The organism is Thiorhodococcus drewsii AZ1, assembly GCF_000224065.1.
GTDB classification, from domain to species: Bacteria; Pseudomonadota; Gammaproteobacteria; order Chromatiales; family Chromatiaceae; genus Imhoffiella; species Imhoffiella drewsii.
In genome coordinates, this window is the sequence record NZ_AFWT01000032.1 from 1 (window position 1) to 24,350 (window position 24,350).

The following is a 24,350-nucleotide window of genomic DNA, read 5'->3' on the forward strand; positions in this document are numbered from 1 at the left end:
ATGACATGCACGCCCTGCTCATGGAGTTCCTGTGCTTGATGATAGAGCTTGCACAGCGTGCGGACCTCCTCGCGAAAGGCCGCCTCGTCAGGAATCTTGAGATTGAGCCAGTAGCGGGTCCGATGCGGCTTGAGGTCGGCCTGATTTTAAAATACGGCCGATTGTCGTGGCCGAAATGGTTGGCGCAATGCCGCGCTGGATCGTCTCGCGCACCAGATCCTTGCGCGTCCAGTGGGTCAAGGGAGGGGGTGGTGTTTCGCAGGCCAGGGCGATGATCTGGCAGATCTGCTCGGGCGTGAAATCGCCTGGAGCCCCGGAGCGCGGACGATCGGCCAGCACCGCTTCGATCACCGCGCGCAGGCGCTTGGGCTGATCCGTTGCGGCGGCCAAGCGGTCATGGGCGTCGAGCCAACGTCGGCGCCATTGACCGACGCCGTCTTCGTTTATCCTGATAATTTCAGATCTGTGGTACTAGTACCTGATGAGATCGAAGGCCAACCACTGCTCTACCGCTGGCAGCCGGGCCCGCGCGACCGCTGCCACATAGCCGGGCTCGGGGATGCAGTTCAGGACCTGAGGCGCGACGGCATCCGGCGCACGCGGGCGGAAGAGTCCGCGTCCGTCGCACTTGGCATCCGCCTCCAGCGCGGTCCAGTTGCGATAGAAGCGCTCCAGCCGTTCGGCCTCGGGAAGCTGGGCGAGCGACTCCGCGACCTCGGGGCTGAACATGCGCCGGGCGATCGCCTGGATGTCGTTCCGCGGGTGGATCCATTCGCAGTCCACGCCGATTTCGGAGTCGGGCCCATTTCCTGCGCCAACCGCCACCAGTGCCAAATCACCCGTCGTCGTCAGGTTGAAGGCGATGGGATGCCCCGACGAGTCGACGAACGGCTTGCCGGCCGGGCCGTGGCCGAAACGGATGGAGCCAGGGTCCGTGTCGAGATAGCGGCCGAGGATCAGCCGCAGTCCGGCCTGAGCACGGATGTAGCGCTCGCGATAGGGCTGGTGCCGCATCCGTTCGGCGCGCGCACGCTGACGCTCGCCGAGCAGGCGCAGACAGGTGTTCAAATCCATGCCGGTCTCGTCGGCGCGGATGCGCCACAGATGGATCGCGTTGGCCGCGAGGGCAGGGGGTGTGTCGGTCGTCATCCAGCGTATCGATTCGTTCATTGCTTTTCGTATCGTATATATCGACTACTCTCATCTGTGCTGCCTCGGCGCTTCTCGAGAGAGGAACGCCTCGTCACGCATCCATTCCAATGATCGCGTTCCCATTCAAGGTCACAGCATGGGGGTGTATATGAAGTCCACAGCAACCCGGTCTCTGCGGGTCAGGATCCTCTCGGTGCTCACCATGGTCGCCGTCTTGTTTGCCGGCGTCTCGACGCCGCTCCTCGCCGATGACACCCTCGTTTTCGGCACGCTTCCCATCACCAAGCCGACCAAGCTGCTGCAACGTTACAAGGGATTGGTGCAGTATTACGAGGAGGTGCTGGGTCAGCCGGTCCGATTCGAGATCGGCAAGGACTACCAGGACGCGATCCAGAAGTTTCAGTCCGGTCACTACGATTTCGGACTGCTCGGTCCCTCGCCCTATGTGATGGCGACCGAGACGAGCTCGCTCGGCAAGGACAACTTCAAGCTGATCGGCACGCTCGAAACGGGTGGCAAGCCCTATTACAACGCGGTCGTGATCGCTGCGATCGACGATACCGACATTCAATCCCTCCAGGATCTCGAAGGCAAGACGTTCGCCTTCGGCTCGCGTCTGTCGACCCTGTCCTGCTATCTGCCGGCCGACATGCTGATCCAGGCCGGCGTGTTGGACAAGCTCGCCAGCTACGATTTCATCGGCAAGCACGACGCGGTCGCCAATGCCGTCGCCCTCGGGCGCTTCGACGCGGGCGGCATCAAGGAGGGCGTCTACAAGAAGTTCGAGGACAGGATCCGGATCGTCGAGAAATCCCAGCCGGTCTGGGACTTTTTGATCCTGGCCCACAAGGACATGCCTGAGGATCTGTTCGAGCGTATCAAGACGGCGACGCTGGATCTGAAGGACCCCGCCATCCTCGACAAGGTCAAGCCCAACTGCAGCGGTTTCGTCGCGACCGAGGACGCCAACTACGACAACCTGCGCGCGATCATGAAGCGCGTGGACGACAGGCTCGGCGCGCCCGAGCTGTGACGTGAAGAGGGTGGATGCATCGTGAAGAATCTACGCCTTGGGAGTCTCGCGTTCCGGTTTCTGGCCTCGATCCTGGGGATCACGGTCCTGGTGCTGCTGCTGGCCATGAGCCTGCTCCAGGTCCAGGCGCGGCAATCGAGCGAGCGGCAAACCGAGATCGCGCGGGACGCCCTGGGCGTGGAGCGGCAGGAATCCGAGCGGCTCCTGAGCCGAGCGCTCGAAACCAAGGCCGAGCTTCTGGGACGCTTCATGGCCCGAACCGCCCCCGATGTGCTGCTCACCTTCGATCTCGACCTGATCGGGCGCTACCAGCGCGAGGCCGCGTCCGATCCGGATATCGCCTATGCGCTCTATCTGGACGCCGATGGCGAGACCATGACCGAGACCCAGGACCGACCCAAGGACGCGATCGAAAGCCGCTACCCGGTCGAGGCGGACGGGGATCTGCTCGGCTATGTGCTGATCGGGCTGGATCCGAGCCGCATGGTCGCCGCGAAGCGGATCGCGAACGCACGGATCGCGGAGGCTATCGAGGGCGCCAATCGACTCAGCAAGACCAGCCAGACCCAGTTCCTGACGACCCTCGCGCTCGTCTCGATCGGACTGGTGACCCTGCTGGGACTGCTGTTCGGCTATATGTTCCTGCGCCAGGTGATCCGCCCGATCAAGGACACCACGACCCTGATCGAGCGTCTCGCCCATGGCGAGGGTGATCTCAGCCAGCGGCTTCCGGTGAGCGGCGACAGCGAGATCGACCGGCTGCGCCAGGCCATGAACCACTTCATGGAACGCCTCCAGGACATGGTGCGTACCATCGTCCATCAGATGCAGGAGTTGACGCTCGTCTCCGGCACCCTGAACGACACGGCTGCGACCCTGGTAAGAGACATGGAGACCGAGCGCTCCCACACCCAGCAGGTGACGGACGGGGTGGAACAGATGGTGGAGACCATCCGGCAGGTCGCGCTCAATAGCAGCAAGGCCGCCGAAGCCGCCAGGTCCGGGGAGGACAAGGCCAGGGACGGTCAGTCGATCGTGTCGAGTACCACCCAGGGCATCCGGGTGCTGTCTGCCGAGGTGTCCTCATCGTCCGAGGTCATCGGACGTCTGGAGGACTTGAGCGGGCGCATCGGCTCGGTGCTGGACGCCATCAACAACATCTCGGCCCGAACCAATCTGCTCGCCCTCAACGCCGCGATCGAGGCGGCGCGCGCGGGCGAGCACGGACGTGGATTCGCCGTGGTCGCGGGCGAGGTGCGCGCCCTGGCCGGCCGTACCCAACAGTCGACCGAGGAGGTGCGCCAGATCGTCGAGCAGCTGACTCAGGGCAGTCAGGATGCCGCTTCGGCCATGGGGCGCAGCCTGACCCAGGCCGAAACCAGCGTGTCTCAGTCCGAGCAGGCGAACGCGGCGCTCGAGGCCATTCTCGCGGCCGTGGGGACCATCAACGCCATGAGCGACGAGATCGCCTCGGCGGTAGAGGGACAGGCCAAGGTCGCCGAACAGGTGAGCCGACAGATCACCGAAATCGAAGGTCTCCGGGAGCGGACGACCATGACTGCGCAACAGGCCAGGGAGACCAGCAATGACCTGTCCGCCTTGGCCACCAGCCTCGATTCCATGGTGGGACGTTTCCGCGTCTGAGCTTTGACCCCAATCGTCATATTCTTATAATCTGATCCCCCGCAATCTTGAGTCGAGTCGCTCGTGACGGTGCTGGACCATTCCTCTGTCGAGGCGCTTGTCGAGGTGATCTGCCAGAAGGGCTGCCTTCAGGTACGACGCGATATCGCCGTGCTGGAATCCGGAGCCGATCTCCCCGAGACGCTTGGACTCGACCCATCGGAGCGACAGGCACTGCTGCGCGAACTGAAGGACATCATGGCCGTCTACGGCGAAAGCTGCCGTCTCGATTGACCAAACCCTTCGCCGCGCGTCAGGATTCGCCGACCCGTGCGGGAACCGCCCGCGATCCCCGATCATCCCCACTTCGCTGCCCTTGAACCTGAGCACCGCGTTCCAAGGCACCCATTCATTCGGATATCAGTAGCCCCATGCCCAATCTCATCGAGACGATCAGTCAGGAACTCTCGGCCCGTCCGGCCCAAGTCGAGGCGGCCGTCCGGCTGCTCGACGAAGGCGCCACCGTGCCCTTCATCGCCCGCTACCGCAAGGAGGTCACCGGCGGTCTCGACGACATCCAGTTGCGTCATCTCGAAGAACGGCTCGGCTATCTGCGTGAACTGGGCGAGCGCCGCGTGGCGGTGCTCAAGAGCATCGAGGAGCAGGGCAAGCTGACACCCGAGCTCCAGGCCGAGATCGCATCCGCCGACACCAAGCAGCGTCTAGAGGATCTCTATCTCCCCTATAAGCCGAAACGCCGCACCAAGGCCCAGATCGCCCGCGAGGCGGGGCTGGAGCCCCTGGCCGATGCGCTGCTGGCCGATCCCACCCAGACGCCCGACTCGGCCGCCGCCGAGTTCGTGGATGCGGCCAAGGGCGTGGCCGATACGGCTGCGGCACTGGAGGGCGCGCGCCAGATCCTGATGGAGCGCTTCGCCGAGGACCCGGAGCTGACCGGCCGGCTGCGCGACCATCTGTGGGAGCAGGGCATCCTGATCTCCAAGGTGATGGACGGCAAGGAGCAGGAGGGCAACAAGTTCTCGGACTATTTCGACTATCGCGAGGCCATCGCCAAGATCCCCTCGCATCGCGCGCTGGCGCTGTTCCGCGGACGCAACCAGGGCGTGCTGAGCCTGGAGCTGCTGGCGGGCGAGGGCGAGGATCCGGACGCGGTCTGCCGGGGCATGGTCGCCTCCCGCTTCGAGATCCGGCATGACGGCCGTCCGGCCGACGACTGGCTGGCCGAGACGGTGCGCAAGACCTGGCGCATCAAGCTCATGACCCGGCTCGATCTGGAGCTGAAGAACCGTCTGATGGAGGCGGCCGAGGAGGAGGCGATCCGCGTCTTCGGCCTCAATCTCAAGGCCCTGTTGCTCGCCGCGCCCGCCGGGCGTCTGCCGACACTTGGGTTGGATCCGGGTCTGCGCACCGGGGTCAAGGTCGCTGTGGTCGATGCCACGGGCAAGGTGGCCGCGACCGACACCATCTATCCGCACGTACCCAAGAATCAGTGGGACGCATCGATCGCCCGGCTTGCCGTCTTGGCCAAGACGCACGCGGTCAAGCTGATCAGCATCGGCAACGGCACCGCCTCGCGCGAGACGGACAAGCTCGCCCGCGAGCTGATCCAGCGCCATCCCGAACTGGGTCTGCGCTCCCTGGTGGTGAGCGAGGCGGGCGCCTCGGTCTACTCGGCCTCGGAGTTCGCCTCCAAGGAGCTTCCCGGGATGGACGTCTCGCTGCGCGGCGCCGTCTCCATCGCCCGCCGGCTGCAGGACCCGCTCGCCGAGCTGGTCAAGATCGAGCCCAAGGCGATCGGCGTCGGCCAGTACCAGCACGACGTCAACCAGACTCGACTGGCCCGTACCCTCGATGCCGTGGTCGAGGACTGCGTGAACGCCGTGGGTGTGGATCTGAACACCGCCTCGGTGCCCCTGCTGACCCAGGTCTCCGGGCTCAACCGCACCCTGGCCGAGAACATCGTCCAGTTCCGCGAGACCAACGGCGCCTTTGCCAACCGCAAGAAGCTGATGGGGGTGTCTCGCTTCGGCGAGAAGGCCTTCCAGCTGAGCGCCGGATTCCTGCGCGTGCCGGACGGGGACGAGCCGCTCGACGGCTCGGCGGTGCATCCCGAGGCCTATCCGGTGGTGCGTCGCATCGCCGAGTTCACCGGCAAGGATATCCGCAGTCTGATCGGCGACTCGGCCACGCTGCGCCGGCTCGATCCGCAGCAGTTCACCGACGAGCGCTTCGGTCTGCCGACGGTCAAGGACATCCTCTCAGAGCTGGAGAAGCCGGGCCGGGATCCGCGCCCCGAGTTCAAGACCGCCCAGTTCAAGGAGGGTGTCGAAACGCTGAAGGATCTCAAACCGGACATGATTTTGGAGGGCACGGTCACCAACGTCACCAATTTCGGCGCCTTCGTCGATATCGGCGTCCATCAGGACGGGTTGGTGCACATCTCGGTGTTGGTGGACCGTTTCGTCAAGGATCCGCACGAGGTCGTCAAATCGGGCGATTTGGTCAAGGTCAAGGTGTTGGAGGTCGACCTGGAGCGCAAGCGTATCGCGCTCAGCATGCGTCTGGGCGAGTCCGCACCGCGCGGCGCGCCTAGCAGTGAGCGATCCGAGCGTCCTCAGGGGCGCTCCGGGAAGCCGCCATCCCAGAATCGGCCCGGCCGTGATCGGGGCAAGCCGACGACGGCTCCGGCGCCCGCTGGAGGCGCCATGGCCGACGCCTTCTCCAAGGCCAAGCGACGCTGACCATGGAACGGGCGCAGGTGGTGAGGCACCAGGGAAGGGTACCCGATCCTCTGTCCGCTCGGCTCTATGTCGCAGCCTCACCGATCCACGGTCGAGGCTGCTTTGCGCGCATAGGCTTCGAGTTGGGCGAGCTGATCGGCACCTTTATCGGGCCGCTAGTGGATGAGGACGGCCCCCATGTGCTCTGGGTGTGTGACGCCGAGAGTGGCGATGTCATTGGACGCATCGGGACCAATCTGCTGCGCTGGGTCAATCACAGCGACGATCCCAATGCCGAATTCGATGGCTTCGACCTCTATGCCCGGCGCGCCATCGTTCGGGACGAGGAGATCACCTGCGACTACGGGGCCGGCGGCGATTGATGTGTCATCTGTTACTCCATCTAAATGCATATTATGCCAGTTCAGCATATCCAGACATCAACCCAATAACAAATCACACACGTTAAACAAAACTTTAAAACACCTCTAAAAACAGGAGGCCACCATGCAAGAGCGTCCAGAGATAAAGACCGCCATTCCAAAGCGCCGCTATGGCATCGGGAAGCATACGGCCGTGCTGCTCGGCGATATCGAGACCGATACGCCAATCTTCTATCGCTATATCCTGGCCTTCGTTCCGCAAGGGCAGACCGAGCCTGTGCTCTATGTCTGCGCCGAGCAGACGCCGCCCGCCGAGCGCGCCGACGGAGCCTATAGGCTGCGCGTGATCGGCGAGCTGATGTCGGATCTGCTGGACACCAGCGATGGCTGGGGTGATATCGACAGTTTTGCCGATCAGGGACTTAAGGTCGGAGTCCAGATGTTGGGCCTGGATGAGGCGCAAGTGACGCGGCTTATGTAGCCGCAGATCATTCCAGTGCGAGGATGAAGTTCCACTGCGCTTGGGTGAGCGGCATGATCGAGAGCCGATTGCCTTTGCGGACCAGTGGCAGATCCTCCAGCGGACCATCGGCGTACTGCTTGAGCTCGGTAAGCGTGATAGTACGTTTGAGATGGCGTATATAGCGCACGTCGACCAGATACCAGCGCGGGCGATCCGGGTCGCTCTTGGGATCGAAATACGTGGCCTCTGGATCGAATGCGGTGGGATCCGGGCGGGGCGGGCTCGCGACCTCGGCGAGGCCGACCACACCTGGCGCTTTGCAGTTGGAGTGATAGAAGAAGATGCGATCGCCTGGACGCATGTCGTCGCGCAGCATGTTGCGCGCCTGATAATTTCGGACGCCGTCCCAGGGCTCGGTCCGATCCGGGCGCGCAGCCAGATCGTCGATACCGAAGGTTTCGGGTTCCGATTTGAAGAGCCAATGGTTCATAGCATCGAATGGAAGTCGCAATGTCGATGTTTGGGACAAGATGATGAGTGATCTCTGCCGAGTGCGTCCAGTGGGTTCGCTGCCTGCTCGATAGTTGTCGAGACGCGTTAAGATCAGGGTGTTTTAAAGGACCTATGGGGGTGGGGCCATTGTGTGGACGGGCATGGTTCTCCACGGACGTGGTTCATGTTTCAGTTTAGTGGGGGCGGTCGATGTTTTGGCGACGAGAGCGGTCGAGCGTTGAAATCGAGTCGGGCGGTCAGGAGATCGATGCGCTCAAGGCGATGAAAGTGGCTGGGGAGATCGGCGCTTTTCCCGGACTGTCGAATCAGGATCTGACGCGACTGTTCAAGCTCGCCGAATTGACGAAGCTTTCCTCCGGGCAGCGTTTGTTCGAAAGTGGCGACCGGGCGAAGCAGGTCTATCTGCTGCTCACTGGCTGCGTGCAGGTCAAACAGGTGTCGGCGACCTTTGTCGAGGAATTCGGTCCAGGCGACTGGATCTGCAACCAGGATTTGGCAAAACCGACGCGCCACGAGGCGACGGCCATCGCCCGTGCCTCGACCTTGCTGCTGATTCTCGACGCCCAGGTGCTAACGGCGGTCGGTGATGAGCTGACGGGGTATCTGCACCGTCTCATGGAGCAATCCAATCGCGAACGTCTGACGCGTTTGCGGCACGCGGTCGACGCCTTTGCCTCCCGGCAGGAATCCTTCATCGATCTGCTCTTCGACGCCCGCACTCGGTCCAGCGGTGGTTTCGCTCAGTCGCCGGCCGTCAAACAGCTGTTCAGCAAGGTGAAGGCGCTGCCGGTCTCCAGTATCACGCTGCTCAACAAGATGCTCGACGAGCGGACGACCAAGAACGAAATCGTTGAGCTGGTCACCATGGACCCCTCTCTGACCAGTACCTTGCTGCGGGTGGTGAACAGCCCGCTGTTCGGCTTCAGCCACAAGATCACCAACGTCAGTCATGCCATCGTCCTGATGGGCCACAACACGGTCTATCAGGTCATCATGTCCGAGAGCATGCGTCAGAGCCTTCCCGACACGCCGTTCTTCGATGAGCTCCATCGACGCGCGATCGAGGTCTCACGGATCGCATTCGTGCTGTCAGAATCGCTAAAGGTCGCCAGGCCGGCCGAGGTGGCGACCTTGGGCGTCCTGTACGACATTGGGTTAGTCGTTATCGAGTTGCTCAAGACCTACAACGCGGGGCTCAGCGAACTGTTCGACACACTGGATTCGGCCGCGATGGGTTCCGAACTGATGCGTAGCTGGAACTTGCCCGACATCCTCTGTAAGAGTATCGCCTACAGCCTCTATCCTGAATTTACGCCTCCACACAGGGTCCCGGTCGAGGTGCGTGCCAATGTGGCTGCGCTCTACCTGGCACGCTGTTGCTACCAGGAACTTCATGCCGATGCAGAGGCCCCGCCGCGACCATTTATCGCGGACTATCTGAGCGCGCTCGGCTATCCCGATCTGACGCTGGATGAGTTGCTGCGACAGCGCGTGCTGCCGAAGCTGCGTGCGCAATTGCAGGATCTGCCGGCCGAGATGGCGGGTCGGGTGAAGGTGGCGCGCCGCTGAAACGTGCGGCGGCTGATACGCCTATGAGTGCAATCCTGAGTGCGGTCCAGTCGATCGCTCTAAGCGATCGGCTTGGCCGCAGCGTTGTGGGTCGGTCGCCTATTCGGGCTGCTGATTCGTTGTTGCGTCTTCGACCGGCAATTCGATCCATCCCTTGGACAGATAATGCTTGCGCATGATGTCGTTGGCGAAAATAGGGTAGATCAACAGGGACAGGCCCAAGGTCACGATGGCGAACAGGATCCAGCCCAGTACATGCCACCAGACGCCCTTGACGGCGAAGTAGACGAATCCAAACAAAAACACCCACAGCCACGCCATCGATGAGACCTCTTGGATCGCCCCGGTCGATGGATTCTGGAATTTCATCATCAGTGTCTCCCATGAGCACTCAAGTGCTCGTCTTGCCTGCAGCCTGGCGCCCACAGTCGGGATTGAGCGCCATTGGTTTGGTTGAATTCTGTCGAGGCCGGCCGCTCCGCATGCCGTCGCGGTATGTCCTGGCTCGCCGAAGGTGCTCGCGTTCGGTCTCTTCGATTGCACGCTTGGTTGCGCGACGGGGCACGATACTCAAGTCGCTGTTCGAGTTCCACTCCGCGAGGAGATCTGACGTGCGCCATGGACGTTGTTTGCGTCGAGGCGCGTCGGGGGAGCAGCGATGTCTGCAGCTTGTCCGCGAAGTTGACTGCTGATGCGGGGGCGTGTTGCGTTGAAACGAAACGCGGGGGGCGATCGAGGGGGTCCCTGGCTGTCGTGGCTGATACGAACTGGCTGGGGGAGGGTCTTGCTGGCTGAAAGAAACGGTTCTCGAATCAGGATGTCACGGGCTCGGCGGCCGCTTCAAGAAGGGCGGGGGCGATCTCCGATACCCAGGACGTTAGGCGCTCATCGGTGAGGTCGGCCTGGTTGTCGAGGTCGAGGACCAAGCCGCAGAAATTGCCGTCGCCGAGATCGGCGCGCGATAGCTCATATTCGTAGCCATCGGTTGGCCAAGCCCCGACGATTTGGGCGCCGCGCGACTCGATCTCGTCATGGAACATGCCGAGCGCGTCGACGAATTCGCTCGAATAGCCTTCCTGGTCTCCAAGACCATAGAACGCAACGACTTTGTTGGAAAAATCCACCTTGTCCAGCTCGGGCAGAAAGTCCTCAACCGATTGAGGATATTCGCCGACCCCGAGGGTTGGGGTGCCGAAGATGAGCGCCTCGTAGCCATCGATGAGTTCGGCGGTCGCCTTCTCGAAATTGCAGATGTCGACGACGCCTTCCTCGAAGTGCTTGCGCTGGATTTTCTTGGCGATCTTGCGCGTGTTGCCTGTGTCTGTGGCGAAGAACAGTCCGATTTTCTTCATGGGTCACCTCTTCCGGTTGGAGTGCATGAGGGAACGATGGTGTGGCAATGCGATGCCGGTATTTCGTTCGGATTGATAATTATTATCAATTATAAATGCGTCCATATCGCCGATCAATCATTGCGTCGGGCTCTGTCGAGCCCCTCCCGAACGGGGAACCGGCACCCTGCACCGGCGTCGAAGCAAAGACGTCGAATTCGCCCAGGCCCTCCATTCCGCGTTTGCCGGTGTCGTGGTGGCTCTTGCGATCCGACTAGGTTCGCGCCACTCTGGCGCGCTTCTTGTCACCTCGGGAGATCTCCCCTTGTTTCGTTCCTTCTTTCCGCGGCCCGGGCTCTTCTTTTGGAGTGCCCTCGGCTGGGCAACCCTGTGCATTCTGGTCTGGTATCTGTTCGGTGAAGCCCTGGGTGCGTTGCTGGGGTTTCCGCCCTCGGCGGAAGACGCGCCGCCGGTTATCGGTATCGGCTATTTCGTCACGCCCCAGTTCATCTGGTTTTACGTCTATTACGCGCTGGCGACGGTGCTGTTCGCGCTGTTCTGGTTTCGCTTCGATCCGCATCCCTGGCGCTGGTGGTCGATCCTTGGTTCCTCGCTGATCCTCTTCTCGACCTATTTCTCGGTCCAGGTCTCGGTCGCGATCAACGAGTGGCGGCGTCCCTTCTTCGATGCGGTGCAGAATGCGCTCTCGGGCTCGAGCGAGGTCACATCCGCCGAGCTGTTCTCGCTGCTGGTCGACTTCGGTGAGATTGCCTTCGTCGCTATCCTGGTCGTGGTGGCGACCAGCTTTTTCGTCAGCCACTACGTCTTCCGCTGGCGCACGGCGATGAACGATTACTATGTCGCCCGCTGGGAGGAGGTGCGCACGATCGAGGGTGCCGCTCAGCGTATCCAGGAGGACACCATGCGCTTCGCCGACATCGTCGAGACGCTCGGGGTCAAGATCGTCGATTCGGTGATGACCCTCTTCGCCTTCCTGCCGGTGCTCTTTGCGCTTTCGGCCTATGTCAGCGAATTGCCCATTGTGGGCGAGATTCCGGCCCCGCTCTTCACCGCAGCCCTGTTGTGGTCGATCTTCGGTACTGGGGTGCTCGCACTGGCGGGAATCAAGCTGCCGGGGCTCTATTTCCGCAATCAGCGGGTCGAGGCGGCCTATCGAAAGGAATTGGTCTACGGCGAGGATGATGCGAGCCGGGCCCAGCCGCCGACGCTGGCGATGCTCTTCACCAACGTTCGCAAAAACTATTTCCGACTCTATTTCCATTACTTCTATTTCAACATCGCCCGCTACACCTATCTGCAGGCGGACAACATCTTCGTCTATCTGATCTTGGTGCCCACCATCGCGGCGGGCAAGGTGACCTTCGGTATCCTGCAGCAGATCCTGACCGCCTTCGGCCAGGTGTCCTCGTCCTTCCAGTACCTGGTGAATTCCTGGACGACCATCGTCGAGCTTCAATCCATCCACAAACGCCTTGCGGCATTCGAGGCGGCGTTCGAGAAGCGTCCGATTATCGAACCGTCCGAGCTTTCGTCCGACGTTACCCCAAGCGGCGCCGACTGAGTGCGTGCTGACTGGATCGTCAGGTCAGTCCCTGACGATCCAGCGCCCAGGCGACATGCTCACGGACGAGCGCGCTGGGATGCGAGGCATGGACCCGAAGGGTCGCAGAAACCTCCGGGGCGGAACCGGCGTTGCCGAGCGCGACGGCGATGTTTCGCAGCCAGCGCAGATGTCCGATACGGCGGATCGCCGAGCCTTCGGTGCGTTTGAGGAAGGTCGCCTCGTCCCAGCCGAAGAGCTCGATCAGCGTTACCGTGTCCAGTCCGGCGCGGGGCAGGAAATCGGTTTCGCGTGTGGGTTGGGCGAAGCGATTCCAGGGGCAGACCAATTGGCAGTCGTCGCAGCCATAGATGCGGTTGCCGATGAGAGGGCGCAGCGCCTCGGGGATACCACCCTGGTGCTCGATGGTGAGATAGGAGACGCAGCGTCGGGCGTCGAGTTGATAGGGTGCGATGATCGCCTGGGTCGGGCAGATGTCGATGCAGGCCTGGCAACGGCCGCAATGGCTCCCTTGGGAGTGGTCGATGGGGAGCGCGAGGTCGGTGTAGATCTCGCCCAGAAAGAACCAGGATCCGGCTTGTGAGTTGATGAGATTGGTGTGCTTGCCCATCCAGCCGAGCCCGGCTTTCTCGGCCAGCGGTTTCTCCAGCACAGGCGCCGAATCGACGAAGACCCGGCAGGCCGTCGGAGCGATGGCGTCTTGGATCCGCTCGGCCAAATGTTGCAGACGTCGACGGATGAGCTTGTGATAGTCCCGCCCGAGCGCGTAACGAGAGATGAAGGCGGTCGCGGAATCGGCGAGAATCTGTCGGGTCGTTTCAGGCGTCTCCGGAAGATAGTCCATCCGCACCGAGATCACCCGCAATGTTCCAGGCACCAGCTCGGCTGGGCGTGAGCGTTTGGTGCCATGCCGGGCCATGTATTCCATGTCTCCATGGCGTCCCGAGGCGATCCATTCCATCAGGCGGCCCTCGGCCGTGGTCAAATCTGTGTCGGTGATGCCGACCTGCTGGAATCCCAGTTCATGTCCCCATGCCTTGATGCGCTCGGAGAGCCATTGGTTCGGGTGGGTATCCATTGCACCGTATGGGGAATTTTTTTGATGGGGGTTCATAATCTAGGAATCCCGCTCCGCCCAGATGGCGGCTATTGGATGGCTTTGCGGAGACATGGAGACATGATGATCGCTAATATTCCCGATCGGGACAGACTTCCACATGCGCTCTATCGTGCCGAGCAGGTTCGCGCGCTCGACCGACTTGCGATCGATGAGCAGGGCATTCCCGGCCGCGAACTGATGGAGCGTGCCGGCCGCGCGCTGTATCGGTTGATGCGAGCGCGCTGGTCCCAGGCGCGTCGGCCGGTCGTTCTCTCCGGTGTCGGCAATAATGGCGGCGACGGTTATGTGGTCGCCAGGCTTGCGCTGGAGGATGGGCTCTTGGTTCGGGTCCTGCAACTGGGCGACCCGGATCGGCTGACTGGAGATGCTGCCTCGGCGCACGCTGATTATTGCAGTGCGGGTGGTCTGGTCGAGCCCTTTTGTGGCGCGCCGCTGAGGGCGGATCTGGTGATCGACGCCTTGCTTGGAACCGGGCTGGAACGCCCCGTCGAAGGGGTGTGGGCTACAGCCATTGCGGCTATCAATGAGCAGCACGCGCCTGTCGTCGCGGTCGATATCCCTTCCGGGCTGCATTCCGATACCGGTCAGGTCATGGGTGTCGCGGTGCGGGCGACGGCAACACTCAGCTTCATCGGCTTGAAGCAAGGGTTGTTCATTGGGGAGGGTCCCCAGTATCGCGGTGACTGCGTCTTTAGTGGATTGGAGATCCCGGCACTGATCTATGCCCGTGAGCGACTCTCGATGCGGCGTATCGATTGGCCTCAGCAGTGCACCATGATTGCGCCGCGTTCACAGACGACGCACAAGGGCGATTGCGGACATATCCTCGTCGTCGGAGGGGCGCCTGGTATGTCCGGTGCCGCTCGGCTGGCGGGCGAGGCGGCCTTGCGGAGTGGGGCGGGTCTGGTCACTGTCGCGACCCATCTCGAGCATGCTCGCTGGCTGAATCTGACCCGGCCGGAGCTGATGGTCGCGGGCGTCGAGAGTCCAGCGGATCTGGTACCTCTAATCGAGCGCGCCGATGTCGTTGCGCTTGGCCCCGGACTGGGGCGCTCCGGCTGGGGGCTGGATTTATGGCGCGCGATCAAAGAGGTTGCACGACCATTGGTGGTCGACGCAGACGCCCTCAATGCCTTGGCGTCCGAGCCGCTGGCGCGGGAGGACTGGATACTGACCCCGCATCCCGGAGAGGCCGGTCGCCTGCTCGGTATGGGTACGGTGGAGATCCAGGCCGATCGGCTGGCCGCCGTCCAGGCTCTCCAGTCGCGCTATGGCGGGATCGCCGTGCTCAAGGGGGCTGGGACCCTCATTCAGGGCGATCCATCGCGTCCGCCAGCCGTCTGCAGCGACGGTAACCCAGGGATGGCTACGGCGGGATCCGGCGATGTTCTCACCGGCGTTTTGGCGGCGCTGATCGGGCAGGGGCTCGATCTTGAGTCCGCAGCCCTGGCTGGTGTCTGTTTGCACGCGGCGGCGGGCGATAGGGCCGCTCGGGAGGGCGAGCGGGGTATGGTCGCGGGTGATATCGTCGCGGCACTACGTGCCGTTGCCAATCGAATCGAGGTCAATTGATGGAAATCCTTCTTGCCGATCCAGAGTCGCAGATGGCGTTCGGGGCAGGTCTTGCGGCCTGTCTGTCGCCCCCCTTCGTGCTGTATCTCGAAGGTGATCTGGGGACCGGCAAGACGACCCTGACACGCGGATGTCTGCGCGGGCTTGGTCATGAGGGTGCGGTGCGCAGTCCGACCTATACGCTGATCGAGCCCTACGCACTTCCGGCCATGCGGCTCTATCATCTGGATCTCTACCGCCTGGGCGACCCGGAGGAACTCGAATATCTGGGATTGCGCGATCTCATGGAAGCGGATGCGGTCTGGGTCGTCGAATGGCCGGATCGTGGCGTGGGTATGCTGCCGCCCGCCGATCTTCGGATCCTCATCGACCATCATCCCGAGGGCCGCCGGCTCGCGCTGCGGGCTGAAAGTCATATCGGAGAATCGCTCTTGGCCCGTCTGAGCGCGCATCATCTCCCTGCGCGTCGGGATACGAGGGATTGCCCCAATTGACGATTGGAAATAAAACCATGCCCCGTGGCTCAGTTGCGACACGGCTTGATGCGGAGGGCGAGAAACGGAGGCTAATACTAGGTTTTGGCTTGGAAAAATCCGTTTTAAACTGCTATCTTTGATGCAACGACTAGAACGAAAACCGGCACCGGGGAGCGCGCGTGAACAGATTGTTTGTACTCCTTCTGCTACTGATTTCCTTGCCCGCCTCTGCGGCTCAGGTGGCGGTCGAGTGTAAGCATGCCTCGACGGATGGAGGCAGGACGCGGCTCACGCTGGCGGTATCCGGCTCGATATCGCACCAGATCTTCACGCTAGACTCGCCAGACCGGGTCGTCATCGATATCGAGAGGGCGCGACTCTCGGGCTCGCTTCCGAAGGCCGCGACCACAGACCCGACTTTGGTCGGGCTGCGGAGCGGGGTCCGCAACGACGATGACCTGCGTATCGTCGTGGATCTCAAGCATCCGGTTCGGGTGAAGAGTTTCATTGCTTCGGCCGCCAACGGACGCGGTCAGGAGTTGATCGTGGATCTCCTCTCGGAGCGTTTGAGCGGCGCGCCGGTGCATGGGGCAAGCGCCTCTGATTCCCCGAGGGCGCTCTCGGTATCGAGGATCCCGCACTCACGAGCGGCTATCGTGGCGATCGATGCCGGTCACGGCGGTGATGATCCGGGCGCGATCGGCGCTACCGGGACCAAGGAGAAGGACGTGACGCTCGCCATTGCGCGCAAACTGCAGCGGCTCGTCGAGCGCGAGCCGGGGATGCGGGCGGTGATGATCCGCAATAAAGACGAGTACATCGGATTGCGCAAGCGCATCCTCAAGGCGCGCGAGAATAACGCGGACATCTTCATCTCTATCCATGCGGACGCCTACAACAACCCGAACGCGCATGGGTCTTCCGTCTACACCCTGTCCCAGGGCGCCGCGAGCAGCGAGGCGGCCAACTGGCTCGCCAATCGAGAGAATAGCGCGGACCTGGTCGGCGGCATCGATCTGTCATCGAGCGACGAGATGCTGGCGAGCGTGCTTTTGGACATGACCCAGAACGCCACCTTCGAACACAGCGCTGAGGCCGCCAATGCCGTGTTGTCCTATCTGCGCAGAATCGGGGCTGTCCACAAGGGCTATGTCCAGCACGCCGGTTTCGTGGTTCTCAAATCGCCGGATATTCCCTCGATGCTCGTCGAGACGGCCTTCATTTCCAACCAGGAGGAAGAGCGGCGGCTCAAAAGCAGTGCGCACCAGCAGCGTCTCGCCAAGGCCATCCTCGCCGGAGTCAAATCCTATTTTCGTAAATATCCTCCGCAGCGTCTTGTCACCGCCTCGGTCTCGCGTTCGGTGAAGACTCGCTCCGCTCCGAGCTATACCGCGAGCGTCGCGTCCTCCGGGGGGCGCGAGTATGTCATCAGCCGGGGCGACACCCTTTCGGGTATCGCCAAGCGATATCGCGTGAGCCTCCGCTCGCTGCGCGCCGAGAATGGCCTGAAGGACGGTGATTTCATTCGGGCAGGAGAGGTGCTCGCCATTCCGGCCGGTTCCTGATCCCCGCTCGACGCTCTACTCGGTTCGACTGGCGCCCGCCCAGTGGCAGACTTGCCCTGGGCGGGCGCTTCTGATTCCATGCCCGACATCATGTCCAATCCAATCCGTATTCTCGCCGATCACCTCGTCAATCAGATTGCTGCGGGGGAGGTGGTCGAGCGCCCGGCCGCTGTCATCAAGGAATTGATCGAAAATAGCCTGGACGCCGGCTGCGGCCAGATCGAGATCGACATCGAGCAGGGGGGCGTCAAGCGACTGCGCGTCCGCGACGACGGATGTGGCATCCCTCGGGAACAGCTCGAGCTGGCGCTCTCGCGGCACGCGACCAGCAAGGTGGCCGAGCTGGCCGATCTCGAAGCGGTCGCGACCTTGGGGTTTCGCGGCGAGGCGCTGCCAAGCATTGCCTCGGTGAGTCGGCTGACTTTAACCTCGCGTGCCGAGGAGGACGCCGAGAACGCCTGGGAGGTGAGCGTCGGCGCAGATGGTCGCCTGATTTCGCCACGTCCGGCGGCACATCCTCGGGGCACCAGCGTCGATGTTCGGGATCTCTTCTTCAATACACCGGCACGGCGAAAATTCCTGCGCACGGAGAAGACCGAGTTCGATCATATCGAGCAGGTGGTGCGGCGGGTCGCGCTCGCGCGTCCCGAGATCGGGATCCAGTTGCGTCACAACGGCAAGGGCGTTCTGAGTCTCGGCGCGTCCGGCGGTGATGAGGCCAGGGTTCTGGAGCGGCTCGACCGTCTGCTCGGCAAGGGCTTCGGCGAGCAGTCCCTGGCGGTGGACGAGTCGGCCGTGGATCTGCGCCTCTACGGCTGGGTGATGCGTCCGGCCTTTTCGCGCAGTCAGCCAGACCAGCAGTTTTTTTACGTCAACGGTCGCATGGTCCGGGACAAGCTGGTGACCCATGCGGTGCGCCAGGCCTTCAGCGATGTCCTGCATCATGCACGACATCCGGCCTATGTGCTGTTTCTGCAGACGCCATCACGTCTGGTCGACGTCAACGTGCACCCGGCCAAGCACGAGGTCCGTTTCCGCGAATCGCGGCAGGTGCACGACTTCATCTATCGGGCGCTGCATCGGCGCCTGTCGCAGGGCACGTTGGGCTCAGAGGAGGAGCCGGCAGATGCGTCCCCGCGCGTGGAACACTCGGAAACGCCAGGCGAGCCGCTGTTCGAGCCAACCTCCGGCGGTGCGTCCGCCGTCACGACACCACGTCCCCGAACGGGGGCACGATCCGGGGCATTCGCACCGAACGACAGGGTTCGGGATTCGCGCCAGAACTATCAGTCCGATCTGGCCTTTCAGCGCCCGCCCCCGAACGAACGCATCCTGGCGTCTGCCACCGAACCACGCGGGGAGGTGGGTGCGGAGCCAGAGCCTGAGTCGGAAGCAGCGCCGCGCCAGTCGATGCCGCCGCTCGGCTTCGCACTGGGCCAGCTCAATGGGGTCTATTTGCTCGCTCAGGCCGTCGATGGGCTCATCCTGGTGGACATTCATGCCGCGCATGAACGCATCGGTTACGAGCGACTCAAACGCGCCTGGAAGACGGACGATGTCGTCCGTCAGCCGTTGCTGGTTCCCGTCTCGGTGCAGGTTGCACCGAGAGAGGCCGAGCTGTTCGAGGCTCATGCTGAATCCATCGCGCGCCTGGGGCTGGTGGTGGACCGGATCGATGCCGGTTCGCTGGTGGTGCGCGAGGTGCCTGCGCTGCTGCGTCAGGCGGACATGGAGCGGATGCTGCGCGACCTGATCGCCGATCTGTCAGAGCACGGACGCAGCACGCGTCTGGAAGAGGCGATCGACGCCGTGCTGGCGACTCTGGCCTGTCATACCTCGGTACGCGCCAATCGGCGTCTCACGCTCGACGAGATGAACGGCCTACTGCGCGAGATGGAGCGGGTCGAACGGATCGACCAGTGTAATCATGGCCGTCCGACCTGGGTCAAGTTGACCCATGAGGAGTTGGATCGGCTCTTTCTGCGTGGCCGTTGAGTTCCTTTGCTGTTCCGGCGATCACTGCTTTTGACCATGACCCGGGAACTCGCCCCGGTCTCCGCTGACCAACCTCCGCGCCATAGGCGCGACGCGCAGGATCAATGAGACAGATGCAAGAAACTCGCGACCCGCGCCCTCTGGCGATCCTGATTATGGGGCCGACTGCCTCCGGCAAGACCGATCTGGCCGTCGGATTGGTGGAGCAGTTGCCATGCGAGATCGTGAGCGTGGATTCGGCCATGATCTATCGCGGTATGGACATCGGCACGGCCAAGCCGGATCGAGCGACGCTCGATCGCGCGCCGCATCGTCTGATCGATATACTGGATCCGTCCGAGTCCTATTCGACTGCGGCCTTTCGCGAGGATGCCTTGCGGGCGATGGAGGAGATCAGCGCCGCCGGTCACATCCCGCTCCTCGTGGGAGGCACCATGCTCTATTTCCGCGCCTTGCAGCAAGGGCTGGCGACGCTGCCGAGTGCGGATCCCGAAACGCGACAGCGATTGATGGACGAAGCCGCGCATCTTGGCTGGTCGGTCATGCACGAACGGCTGCGGGCGGTGGATCCGGTGAGCGCAAGCCAGATTCATCCCAATGATCCTCAACGCATTCAGCGTGCGCTGGAGGTCCATCGGCTGACGGGGCGAGCGATGAGCGACCTGATTCGGGAGGCGGCCGAGTCCGAGCCTTTTCCGTATCGGGTGCTGAAATTGGTGCGCTGCCCGAGTGAACGCTCCACTTTGCACCTTCGGATCGAACGGCGCTTCCGTTCAATGGTCGATGAGGGCTTGGTCGAGGAGGTCGAGACGCTCTGGCGTCGCGGCGATCTTCACGAGGACCTGCCTTCGATGCGTTGTGTCGGCTATCGACAGGTCTTGAAATATCTGTCGGGTGAGTACAACTGGGATGAAATGCTGCACCGCGGCATCGTCGCGTCGAGACAACTGGCGAAGCGGCAGCTGACCTGGCTGCGGGCGGAGCGCGACAGTCACTGGCTGGATGAAGGTGAGGATCCATTGGAGCGGTCGATGCATCTCTGGAGTATCTTCGTCGAGGGTCGAGGATCGTCGCGCCTGCTTGCCGCAAATCGGGCGGATTGCAAATGACTATGGTGTCAGAGGTTACTTTCAACGAAACTAATGGTGTCTCTTTCGGTGGGTTTGTCCGTCCCGGCTGCGACCCATCCAAACCCGGCGTGTTTTCCACAGGGAATCCACGAAGGTTTCTAGCCGGGCATACATGCTTGACAACAACAACAAGGAGCCAATCCCATGTCTAAGGGACAAAGCTTACAAGACCCCTTTCTCAATGCTCTGCGTAAAGAGCGCGTTCCTGTCTCCATCTTTTTGGTGAACGGGATCAAGTTGCAGGGCCAGATCGAATCATTCGACCAGTTCGTTGTGTTGCTTAAGAACAACGTGAGTCAAATGATCTATAAACATGCCATTTCGACCGTGGTGCCCGCGCGCAACGTCAAGTTGCCGGCCGCCGATAATGACATGCCCGAGCCTGGCAATAGTTGAACGAGCAACCTGGCACCAATTCAACAGCCACCACACCCGGTCGCGATGCGACCCTCGTCTTCGAGCGTCCGAAGGTTGGCGAACGGGCCGTGCTGGTCCATTTGGACATGGGTGGGGGTGCTGCCGCACCAGACGAGCGGGAAGAGTTCCGCCTGCTTGCGTCCGCAGCGGGCGCCGAGGTTCTCGGCACGCTTGGCGGCAGCCGTTCGGCTCCGGATTCGCGACTCTTCATCGGTAGCGGCAAGGCCGATGAACTGAAGATGTTCGTCGAGGCCAATGAGGCCGATCTCGTCATCTTCAATCATACTCTATCGCCGGCCCAGGAGCGTAATCTCGAACGTCTGCTCCAGTGCCGGGTTCTGGACCGATCTGGGCTCATTCTGGATATCTTCGCCCAGCGTGCGCGCTCGTTCGAAGGCAAGCTGCAGGTCGAGTTGGCGCAGCTTCGGCATCTCTCGACTCGGCTCGTGCGCGGCTGGACCCATCTGGAGCGCCAGAAGGGCGGTATCGGTCTGCGCGGTCCGGGCGAAACCCAGCTCGAAACGGACCGACGCCTGCTCGGCACGCGCGTGGCGATGCTCGAACGGCGCCTGTCACGGATCGAGGGACAGCGCGCCCAGGGACGCAAGGCACGCGCCAAGGCCGAGCTACCGGTGGTTTCGCTCGTGGGCTATACGAACGCGGGCAAGTCGACGCTCTTCAATCGTTTGACTCAGGCTGGTGTGTTCCAGGCCGATCAGCTCTTCGCCACGCTCGATCCGACCCTGCGTCGCCTGGAGTTGCCCACGGGCGATCGGGTGGTGGTGGCGGACACGGTGGGCTTCGTCAGCCAGTTGCCCCACGAGTTGGTCGCTGCCTTTCGCTCGACCCTGGAGGAGACGCGCAACGCCGCGCTGCTGCTGCACGTGATCGATACGGCTGCGCCGCATCGTGCGCGGCTGATCGAGGATGTCGAGGATGTCCTGGCCGAGATCGGTAGCCACGAGATTCCGCGCCTGGAGGTCTTCAATAAGATCGATCTGCTGGGGGAAGAAGCGCCTCGGCTGGAGCGGGACTCCGAGGGGCGCCCGATTCGCGTCTGGCTGTCGGCTCAAAGCGGTCTGGGCATCGATCTGTTGCTTCAGGCACTCGCCGAGCTGACCGGGGGCGAGCGCGTGCGCAGTCGCATTCATCTGGATCCAAGCGAGGGAAAGCGGCGGGCCTGGCTCTATCGGCACGCCCAGATCCTTTCCGATCAGGCGGCCGACACGGGCGGCTGGGATCTCGAGCTGATGATCGGACGGATCGATCTCGATCGTCTGTGCGCGCATGATCGCGAACTGGGGCAGCGCCTCGGCGCGGCCTCCTGATTCGGAGGCCGGTTTGCCGAGAGTCGATCGGTCACTTACAATCAATCGCTCATCAGGCTCCCATTGCCCATATTTATCCTGTCCGAGCTTGATATCGACAACCGGCGTCGGCACTGTTTGCGTCGAAATGCATCCGGCGCTGCGGTCTGATCGCCGCGCCATTCATCGCGAATGGGCGGCGTCATACTCGACTTGGTCATCCCCGGACGACTTCCCAAACCCCAACATAAACAGACGGAGAAGCTATGGCCTGGAATGAGCCAGGTGGCGGCAACAAAGACCCTTGGAGCGGAAGACCAGGTGGCGATCAGGGACCACCCGATCTCGATGAGGTCGTGCGTAAGCTCCAGGAGCGTCTAGGCGGATTGTTCGGGGGCGGCAAGCCTTCGGGCGACGGTCCATCGAATGGGGGAGGGCAGTTCAGCTCCAAAGCGATCGGTGTCGTTCTTCTGATCCTTTTGCTCGTGTGGCTCGCCTCGGGCATCTATATCGTCGAGCCCGCAGAGCGGGGCGTCGTGATGCGTTTCGGCAAGTACGTCGATACCACGGGTCCCGGACCCCATTGGCATATGCCTCTCCCGCTGGAGACCGTGATCAAGGTGAATGTCGATGAGATCTCGACGATCACCCATCGGGCCGCGATGCTGACCCAGGACGAGAACATCGTCGAGGTCGAGCTGACCGTCCAGTCCCGTATCCAAGATGCGGCCGACTATCTGTTCCAGGATCAGGATCCCGAACGCACCCTCAACGACGCAACCGTCACCGTCGTGCGTGTCACCATCGGTCAGAGCAAGCTGGATTACGTCATGACCGAGGGCCGTAGCGCCGTTGCGGTCACCATCAAGCAACGTATTCAGAAGCTTCTGGACCGGTACAAGACAGGGCTTATCGTCACCAGCGTGAATATGCAGCCGGCCAAGCCGCCGGAGCAGGTTAAGGCGGCCTTCGATGATGCCATCAAGGCACGTGAGGATAAGGAACGTCTGGAGAACCAGGCCGAGGCCTATTCCAACGAGGTCCTTCCGCATGCCCGAGGAAAAGCGGCACGCATCCTGGCCGACGCCAAGGCGTATCGCGACAAGAGCATCGCCGAGGCCGAGGGTGAGAGCGCCCGTTTCGAGGCGATTCTGACCGAATATGCCAAGGCCCCGGCCGTTACCAGGGAGCGTCTCTATCTCGAAACCATGGAGCAGGTGATGAGCAGTAACGGCAAGGTGTTGCTGGATGTTCAGGACGGAGGCAACAGCCTGATCTACCTACCGATCGATCAACTGATGAAGCAGCAGCCTCAGACCAAGACACAATCGGGTAATGGCAATCAGGAGCCGTCGACCGCCGCGACGGTCCCCGAGAAGACCCCCACGCCGCCGCAACGGGTGGTGGATCGTGACCGGAGGGCCCGTTGATGAACCAGACAAAGCTTCTCAAGACGCTCGTTCCGCTGGGTCTGGGTGTGTTGGTGCTCTTTTTCTCGACCTTCACCTTCGTCGTCAAGGAATACGAGATCGCGCTCAAGCTGCGCCTGGGTGAGATCGTTTCCGACGACTATCCGCCTGGAATCCACTTCAAGATCCCGGTGCTGAATCAGATCCGTAAATTCGATCGCCGCATTCAGACGCTGGATTCTCAGCCTGAGCGCTTCCTGACGGTCGAGAAGAAGGACGTGATCGTGGACTCCTACGCCAAATGGCGTATCAAGAGTGCCGCTCAGTTCCTGCGATCGACGGCTGGCATCAGCGCGCGGACGAGCCGTCTGCTGTCCGAGCGGATCAATACCAGTCTGCGCGACGAGTTCGGTAAGCGCACGATCCAGGAGGTGGTTTCGGACGACCGTCTGGCCTTGATGGAACTGCTGACCCGTGAGGTGAACGCCAATGCCGGCGACCTGGGGGTCGAGGTGATCGACGTGCGGGTGAAGAAGATCGATTTGCCCCCGGAGGTCAGCGAGTCGGTCTATCAGCGGATGCGCGCCGAACGTGAGCGGGTTGCGCGCGACCTGCGTGCCAAGGGCGGTGAAGCGGCCGAGCGCATTCGTGCCGACGCGGATCGTCAGCGTACCGTCATCATCGCGGAGGCCTACAAGCAGTCCGAGGAATTGCGGGGCGAAGGTGATGCCAAGGCAGCCGATATCTATGCCAAGGCTTACAGTCGCGATCCGGAATTCTATTCCTTCTATCGGAGCCTGAGCGCCTATCGCGAAACCTTCGGCAAGGGCGGGAATCTCATGCTGCTCGAACCCGACTCCGAGTTCTTCCGCTTCTTCCGCGAGGCGTCCGGGCAACCCTGATCGAGATGATCGGGGAATCGTCCGGTATCTACCGCCTCGATATCCTTGTGGCACTCGAAATCCCCTT

The 24,350-nt window shown here is 62.2% G+C and carries 23 protein-coding genes; 17 read left to right on the forward strand and 6 right to left on the reverse strand.

The genetic code is table 11. The features are described 5' to 3' along the window. Positions 1 to 87: 87 nt before the first annotated feature. Positions 88 to 390 (reverse strand): helix-turn-helix domain-containing protein, encoded by a 303-nt coding sequence (locus tag THIDRDRAFT_RS17635; RefSeq protein WP_245535880.1) that lies wholly within the window; start codon positions 388 to 390, stop codon positions 88 to 90. A gap of 81 nt (positions 391 to 471) precedes the next feature. After that, the gene (locus tag THIDRDRAFT_RS17640) at positions 472 to 1,170 is read right to left on the reverse strand and encodes a 4'-phosphopantetheinyl transferase family protein (RefSeq protein ID WP_007042258.1); all 699 of its coding nucleotides are present in this window, start codon (positions 1,168 to 1,170) and stop codon (positions 472 to 474) included. A 130-nt stretch (positions 1,171 to 1,300) separates the two neighbouring features. Between THIDRDRAFT_RS17640 and phnD the strand changes: the two genes are divergently transcribed. The 6 genes from phnD to THIDRDRAFT_RS17670 all read left to right on the forward strand — a co-directional run bounded on the left by phnD (position 1,301) and on the right by THIDRDRAFT_RS17670 (position 7,413). Beyond that, positions 1,301 to 2,185, forward strand: a complete 885-nt coding sequence (phnD, locus tag THIDRDRAFT_RS17645) for a phosphate/phosphite/phosphonate ABC transporter substrate-binding protein (protein ID WP_159105427.1) — start codon at positions 1,301 to 1,303, stop codon at positions 2,183 to 2,185. Positions 2,186 to 2,206: 21 nt separating this feature from the next. Further along, on the forward strand, positions 2,207 to 3,829 hold the full coding sequence (locus THIDRDRAFT_RS17650) for a methyl-accepting chemotaxis protein (protein WP_007042260.1): 1,623 nt from the start codon (positions 2,207 to 2,209) through the stop codon (positions 3,827 to 3,829). Positions 3,830 to 3,892: 63 nt separating this feature from the next. Further along, positions 3,893 to 4,102: a hypothetical protein gene (locus tag THIDRDRAFT_RS17655; RefSeq protein ID WP_007042261.1), complete on the forward strand. Its 210-nt coding sequence runs from the start codon at positions 3,893 to 3,895 to the stop codon at positions 4,100 to 4,102. A gap of 137 nt (positions 4,103 to 4,239) precedes the next feature. Then, positions 4,240 to 6,570 (forward strand): Tex family protein, encoded by a 2,331-nt coding sequence (locus THIDRDRAFT_RS17660; RefSeq protein WP_007042262.1) that lies wholly within the window; start codon positions 4,240 to 4,242, stop codon positions 6,568 to 6,570. A gap of 2 nt (positions 6,571 to 6,572) precedes the next feature. Next, complete coding sequence (locus THIDRDRAFT_RS17665) at positions 6,573 to 6,932, forward strand: SET domain-containing protein (RefSeq protein WP_007042263.1); 360 nt, start codon at positions 6,573 to 6,575, stop codon at positions 6,930 to 6,932. Positions 6,933 to 7,056: 124 nt separating this feature from the next. After that, on the forward strand, positions 7,057 to 7,413 hold the full coding sequence (locus THIDRDRAFT_RS17670) for a hypothetical protein (protein WP_007042264.1): 357 nt from the start codon (positions 7,057 to 7,059) through the stop codon (positions 7,411 to 7,413). A 7-nt stretch (positions 7,414 to 7,420) separates the two neighbouring features. Here the strand turns inward: THIDRDRAFT_RS17670 and THIDRDRAFT_RS17675 are convergent, their stop codons facing one another. Then, complete coding sequence (locus THIDRDRAFT_RS17675; RefSeq protein WP_007042265.1) at positions 7,421 to 7,885, reverse strand: EVE domain-containing protein; 465 nt, start codon at positions 7,883 to 7,885, stop codon at positions 7,421 to 7,423. Positions 7,886 to 8,097: 212 nt separating this feature from the next. Here THIDRDRAFT_RS17675 and THIDRDRAFT_RS17680 point away from each other — a divergent pair, with 212 nt between their 5' ends. After that, a complete protein-coding gene (locus THIDRDRAFT_RS17680; protein ID WP_007042266.1) occupies positions 8,098 to 9,477 on the forward strand; it encodes an HDOD domain-containing protein in 1,380 nt (459 codons plus the stop codon). Positions 9,478 to 9,576: 99 nt separating this feature from the next. Here THIDRDRAFT_RS17680 and THIDRDRAFT_RS17685 read toward each other — a convergent pair whose 3' ends face one another. Then, positions 9,577 to 9,849 (reverse strand): hypothetical protein, encoded by a 273-nt coding sequence (locus tag THIDRDRAFT_RS17685; protein WP_040845268.1) that lies wholly within the window; start codon positions 9,847 to 9,849, stop codon positions 9,577 to 9,579. A 440-nt stretch (positions 9,850 to 10,289) separates the two neighbouring features. After that, complete coding sequence (locus THIDRDRAFT_RS17690) at positions 10,290 to 10,829, reverse strand: flavodoxin (RefSeq protein ID WP_007042268.1); 540 nt, start codon at positions 10,827 to 10,829, stop codon at positions 10,290 to 10,292. 304 nt (positions 10,830 to 11,133) lie between these two features. Between THIDRDRAFT_RS17690 and sbmA the strand changes: the two genes are divergently transcribed. After that, a complete protein-coding gene (gene sbmA, locus THIDRDRAFT_RS17695; protein WP_007042269.1) occupies positions 11,134 to 12,390 on the forward strand; it encodes a peptide antibiotic transporter SbmA in 1,257 nt (418 codons plus the stop codon). Positions 12,391 to 12,409: 19 nt separating this feature from the next. Here sbmA and queG read toward each other — a convergent pair whose 3' ends face one another. Then, on the reverse strand, positions 12,410 to 13,468 hold the full coding sequence (gene queG / locus THIDRDRAFT_RS17700; protein WP_007042270.1) for a tRNA epoxyqueuosine(34) reductase QueG: 1,059 nt from the start codon (positions 13,466 to 13,468) through the stop codon (positions 12,410 to 12,412). Positions 13,469 to 13,567: 99 nt separating this feature from the next. Here queG and THIDRDRAFT_RS17705 point away from each other — a divergent pair, with 99 nt between their 5' ends. The 9 genes from THIDRDRAFT_RS17705 to hflC all read left to right on the forward strand — a co-directional run bounded on the left by THIDRDRAFT_RS17705 (position 13,568) and on the right by hflC (position 24,283). Next, positions 13,568 to 15,082, forward strand: a complete 1,515-nt coding sequence (locus THIDRDRAFT_RS17705) for a bifunctional ADP-dependent NAD(P)H-hydrate dehydratase/NAD(P)H-hydrate epimerase (protein WP_007042271.1) — start codon at positions 13,568 to 13,570, stop codon at positions 15,080 to 15,082. Next, positions 15,082 to 15,576 (forward strand): tRNA (adenosine(37)-N6)-threonylcarbamoyltransferase complex ATPase subunit type 1 TsaE, encoded by a 495-nt coding sequence (gene tsaE / locus THIDRDRAFT_RS17710; protein WP_007042272.1) that lies wholly within the window; start codon positions 15,082 to 15,084, stop codon positions 15,574 to 15,576. The genes THIDRDRAFT_RS17705 and tsaE overlap by 1 nt, the downstream gene beginning before the upstream one ends. Positions 15,577 to 15,737: 161 nt before the next feature. Further along, the gene (locus tag THIDRDRAFT_RS17715; RefSeq protein ID WP_007042273.1) at positions 15,738 to 17,123 is read left to right on the forward strand and encodes an N-acetylmuramoyl-L-alanine amidase family protein; all 1,386 of its coding nucleotides are present in this window, start codon (positions 15,738 to 15,740) and stop codon (positions 17,121 to 17,123) included. Between the two features lie 90 nt (positions 17,124 to 17,213). Continuing rightward, positions 17,214 to 19,118: a DNA mismatch repair endonuclease MutL gene (mutL, locus tag THIDRDRAFT_RS17720; protein WP_139058792.1), complete on the forward strand. Its 1,905-nt coding sequence runs from the start codon at positions 17,214 to 17,216 to the stop codon at positions 19,116 to 19,118. A gap of 113 nt (positions 19,119 to 19,231) precedes the next feature. Then, positions 19,232 to 20,227: a tRNA (adenosine(37)-N6)-dimethylallyltransferase MiaA gene (gene miaA, locus THIDRDRAFT_RS17725; protein ID WP_007042275.1), complete on the forward strand. Its 996-nt coding sequence runs from the start codon at positions 19,232 to 19,234 to the stop codon at positions 20,225 to 20,227. Positions 20,228 to 20,392: 165 nt separating this feature from the next. Continuing rightward, positions 20,393 to 20,644: an RNA chaperone Hfq gene (gene hfq, locus THIDRDRAFT_RS17730; RefSeq protein WP_007042276.1), complete on the forward strand. Its 252-nt coding sequence runs from the start codon at positions 20,393 to 20,395 to the stop codon at positions 20,642 to 20,644. Then, positions 20,641 to 21,993 carry a ribosome rescue GTPase HflX gene (gene hflX / locus THIDRDRAFT_RS17735; protein WP_007042277.1) on the forward strand — a complete coding sequence of 451 codons (1,353 nt, stop codon included), beginning with the start codon at positions 20,641 to 20,643 and terminating at the stop codon, positions 21,991 to 21,993. The genes hfq and hflX overlap by 4 nt, the downstream gene beginning before the upstream one ends. A 245-nt stretch (positions 21,994 to 22,238) precedes the next feature. After that, positions 22,239 to 23,402, forward strand: coding sequence for an FtsH protease activity modulator HflK (gene hflK / locus THIDRDRAFT_RS17740; protein WP_007042278.1), 1,164 nt, complete (start codon positions 22,239 to 22,241; stop codon positions 23,400 to 23,402). Further along, positions 23,402 to 24,283 carry a protease modulator HflC gene (gene hflC, locus THIDRDRAFT_RS17745; protein WP_007042279.1) on the forward strand — a complete coding sequence of 294 codons (882 nt, stop codon included), beginning with the start codon at positions 23,402 to 23,404 and terminating at the stop codon, positions 24,281 to 24,283. The genes hflK and hflC overlap by 1 nt, the downstream gene beginning before the upstream one ends. Positions 24,284 to 24,350: the final 67 nt, after the last annotated feature.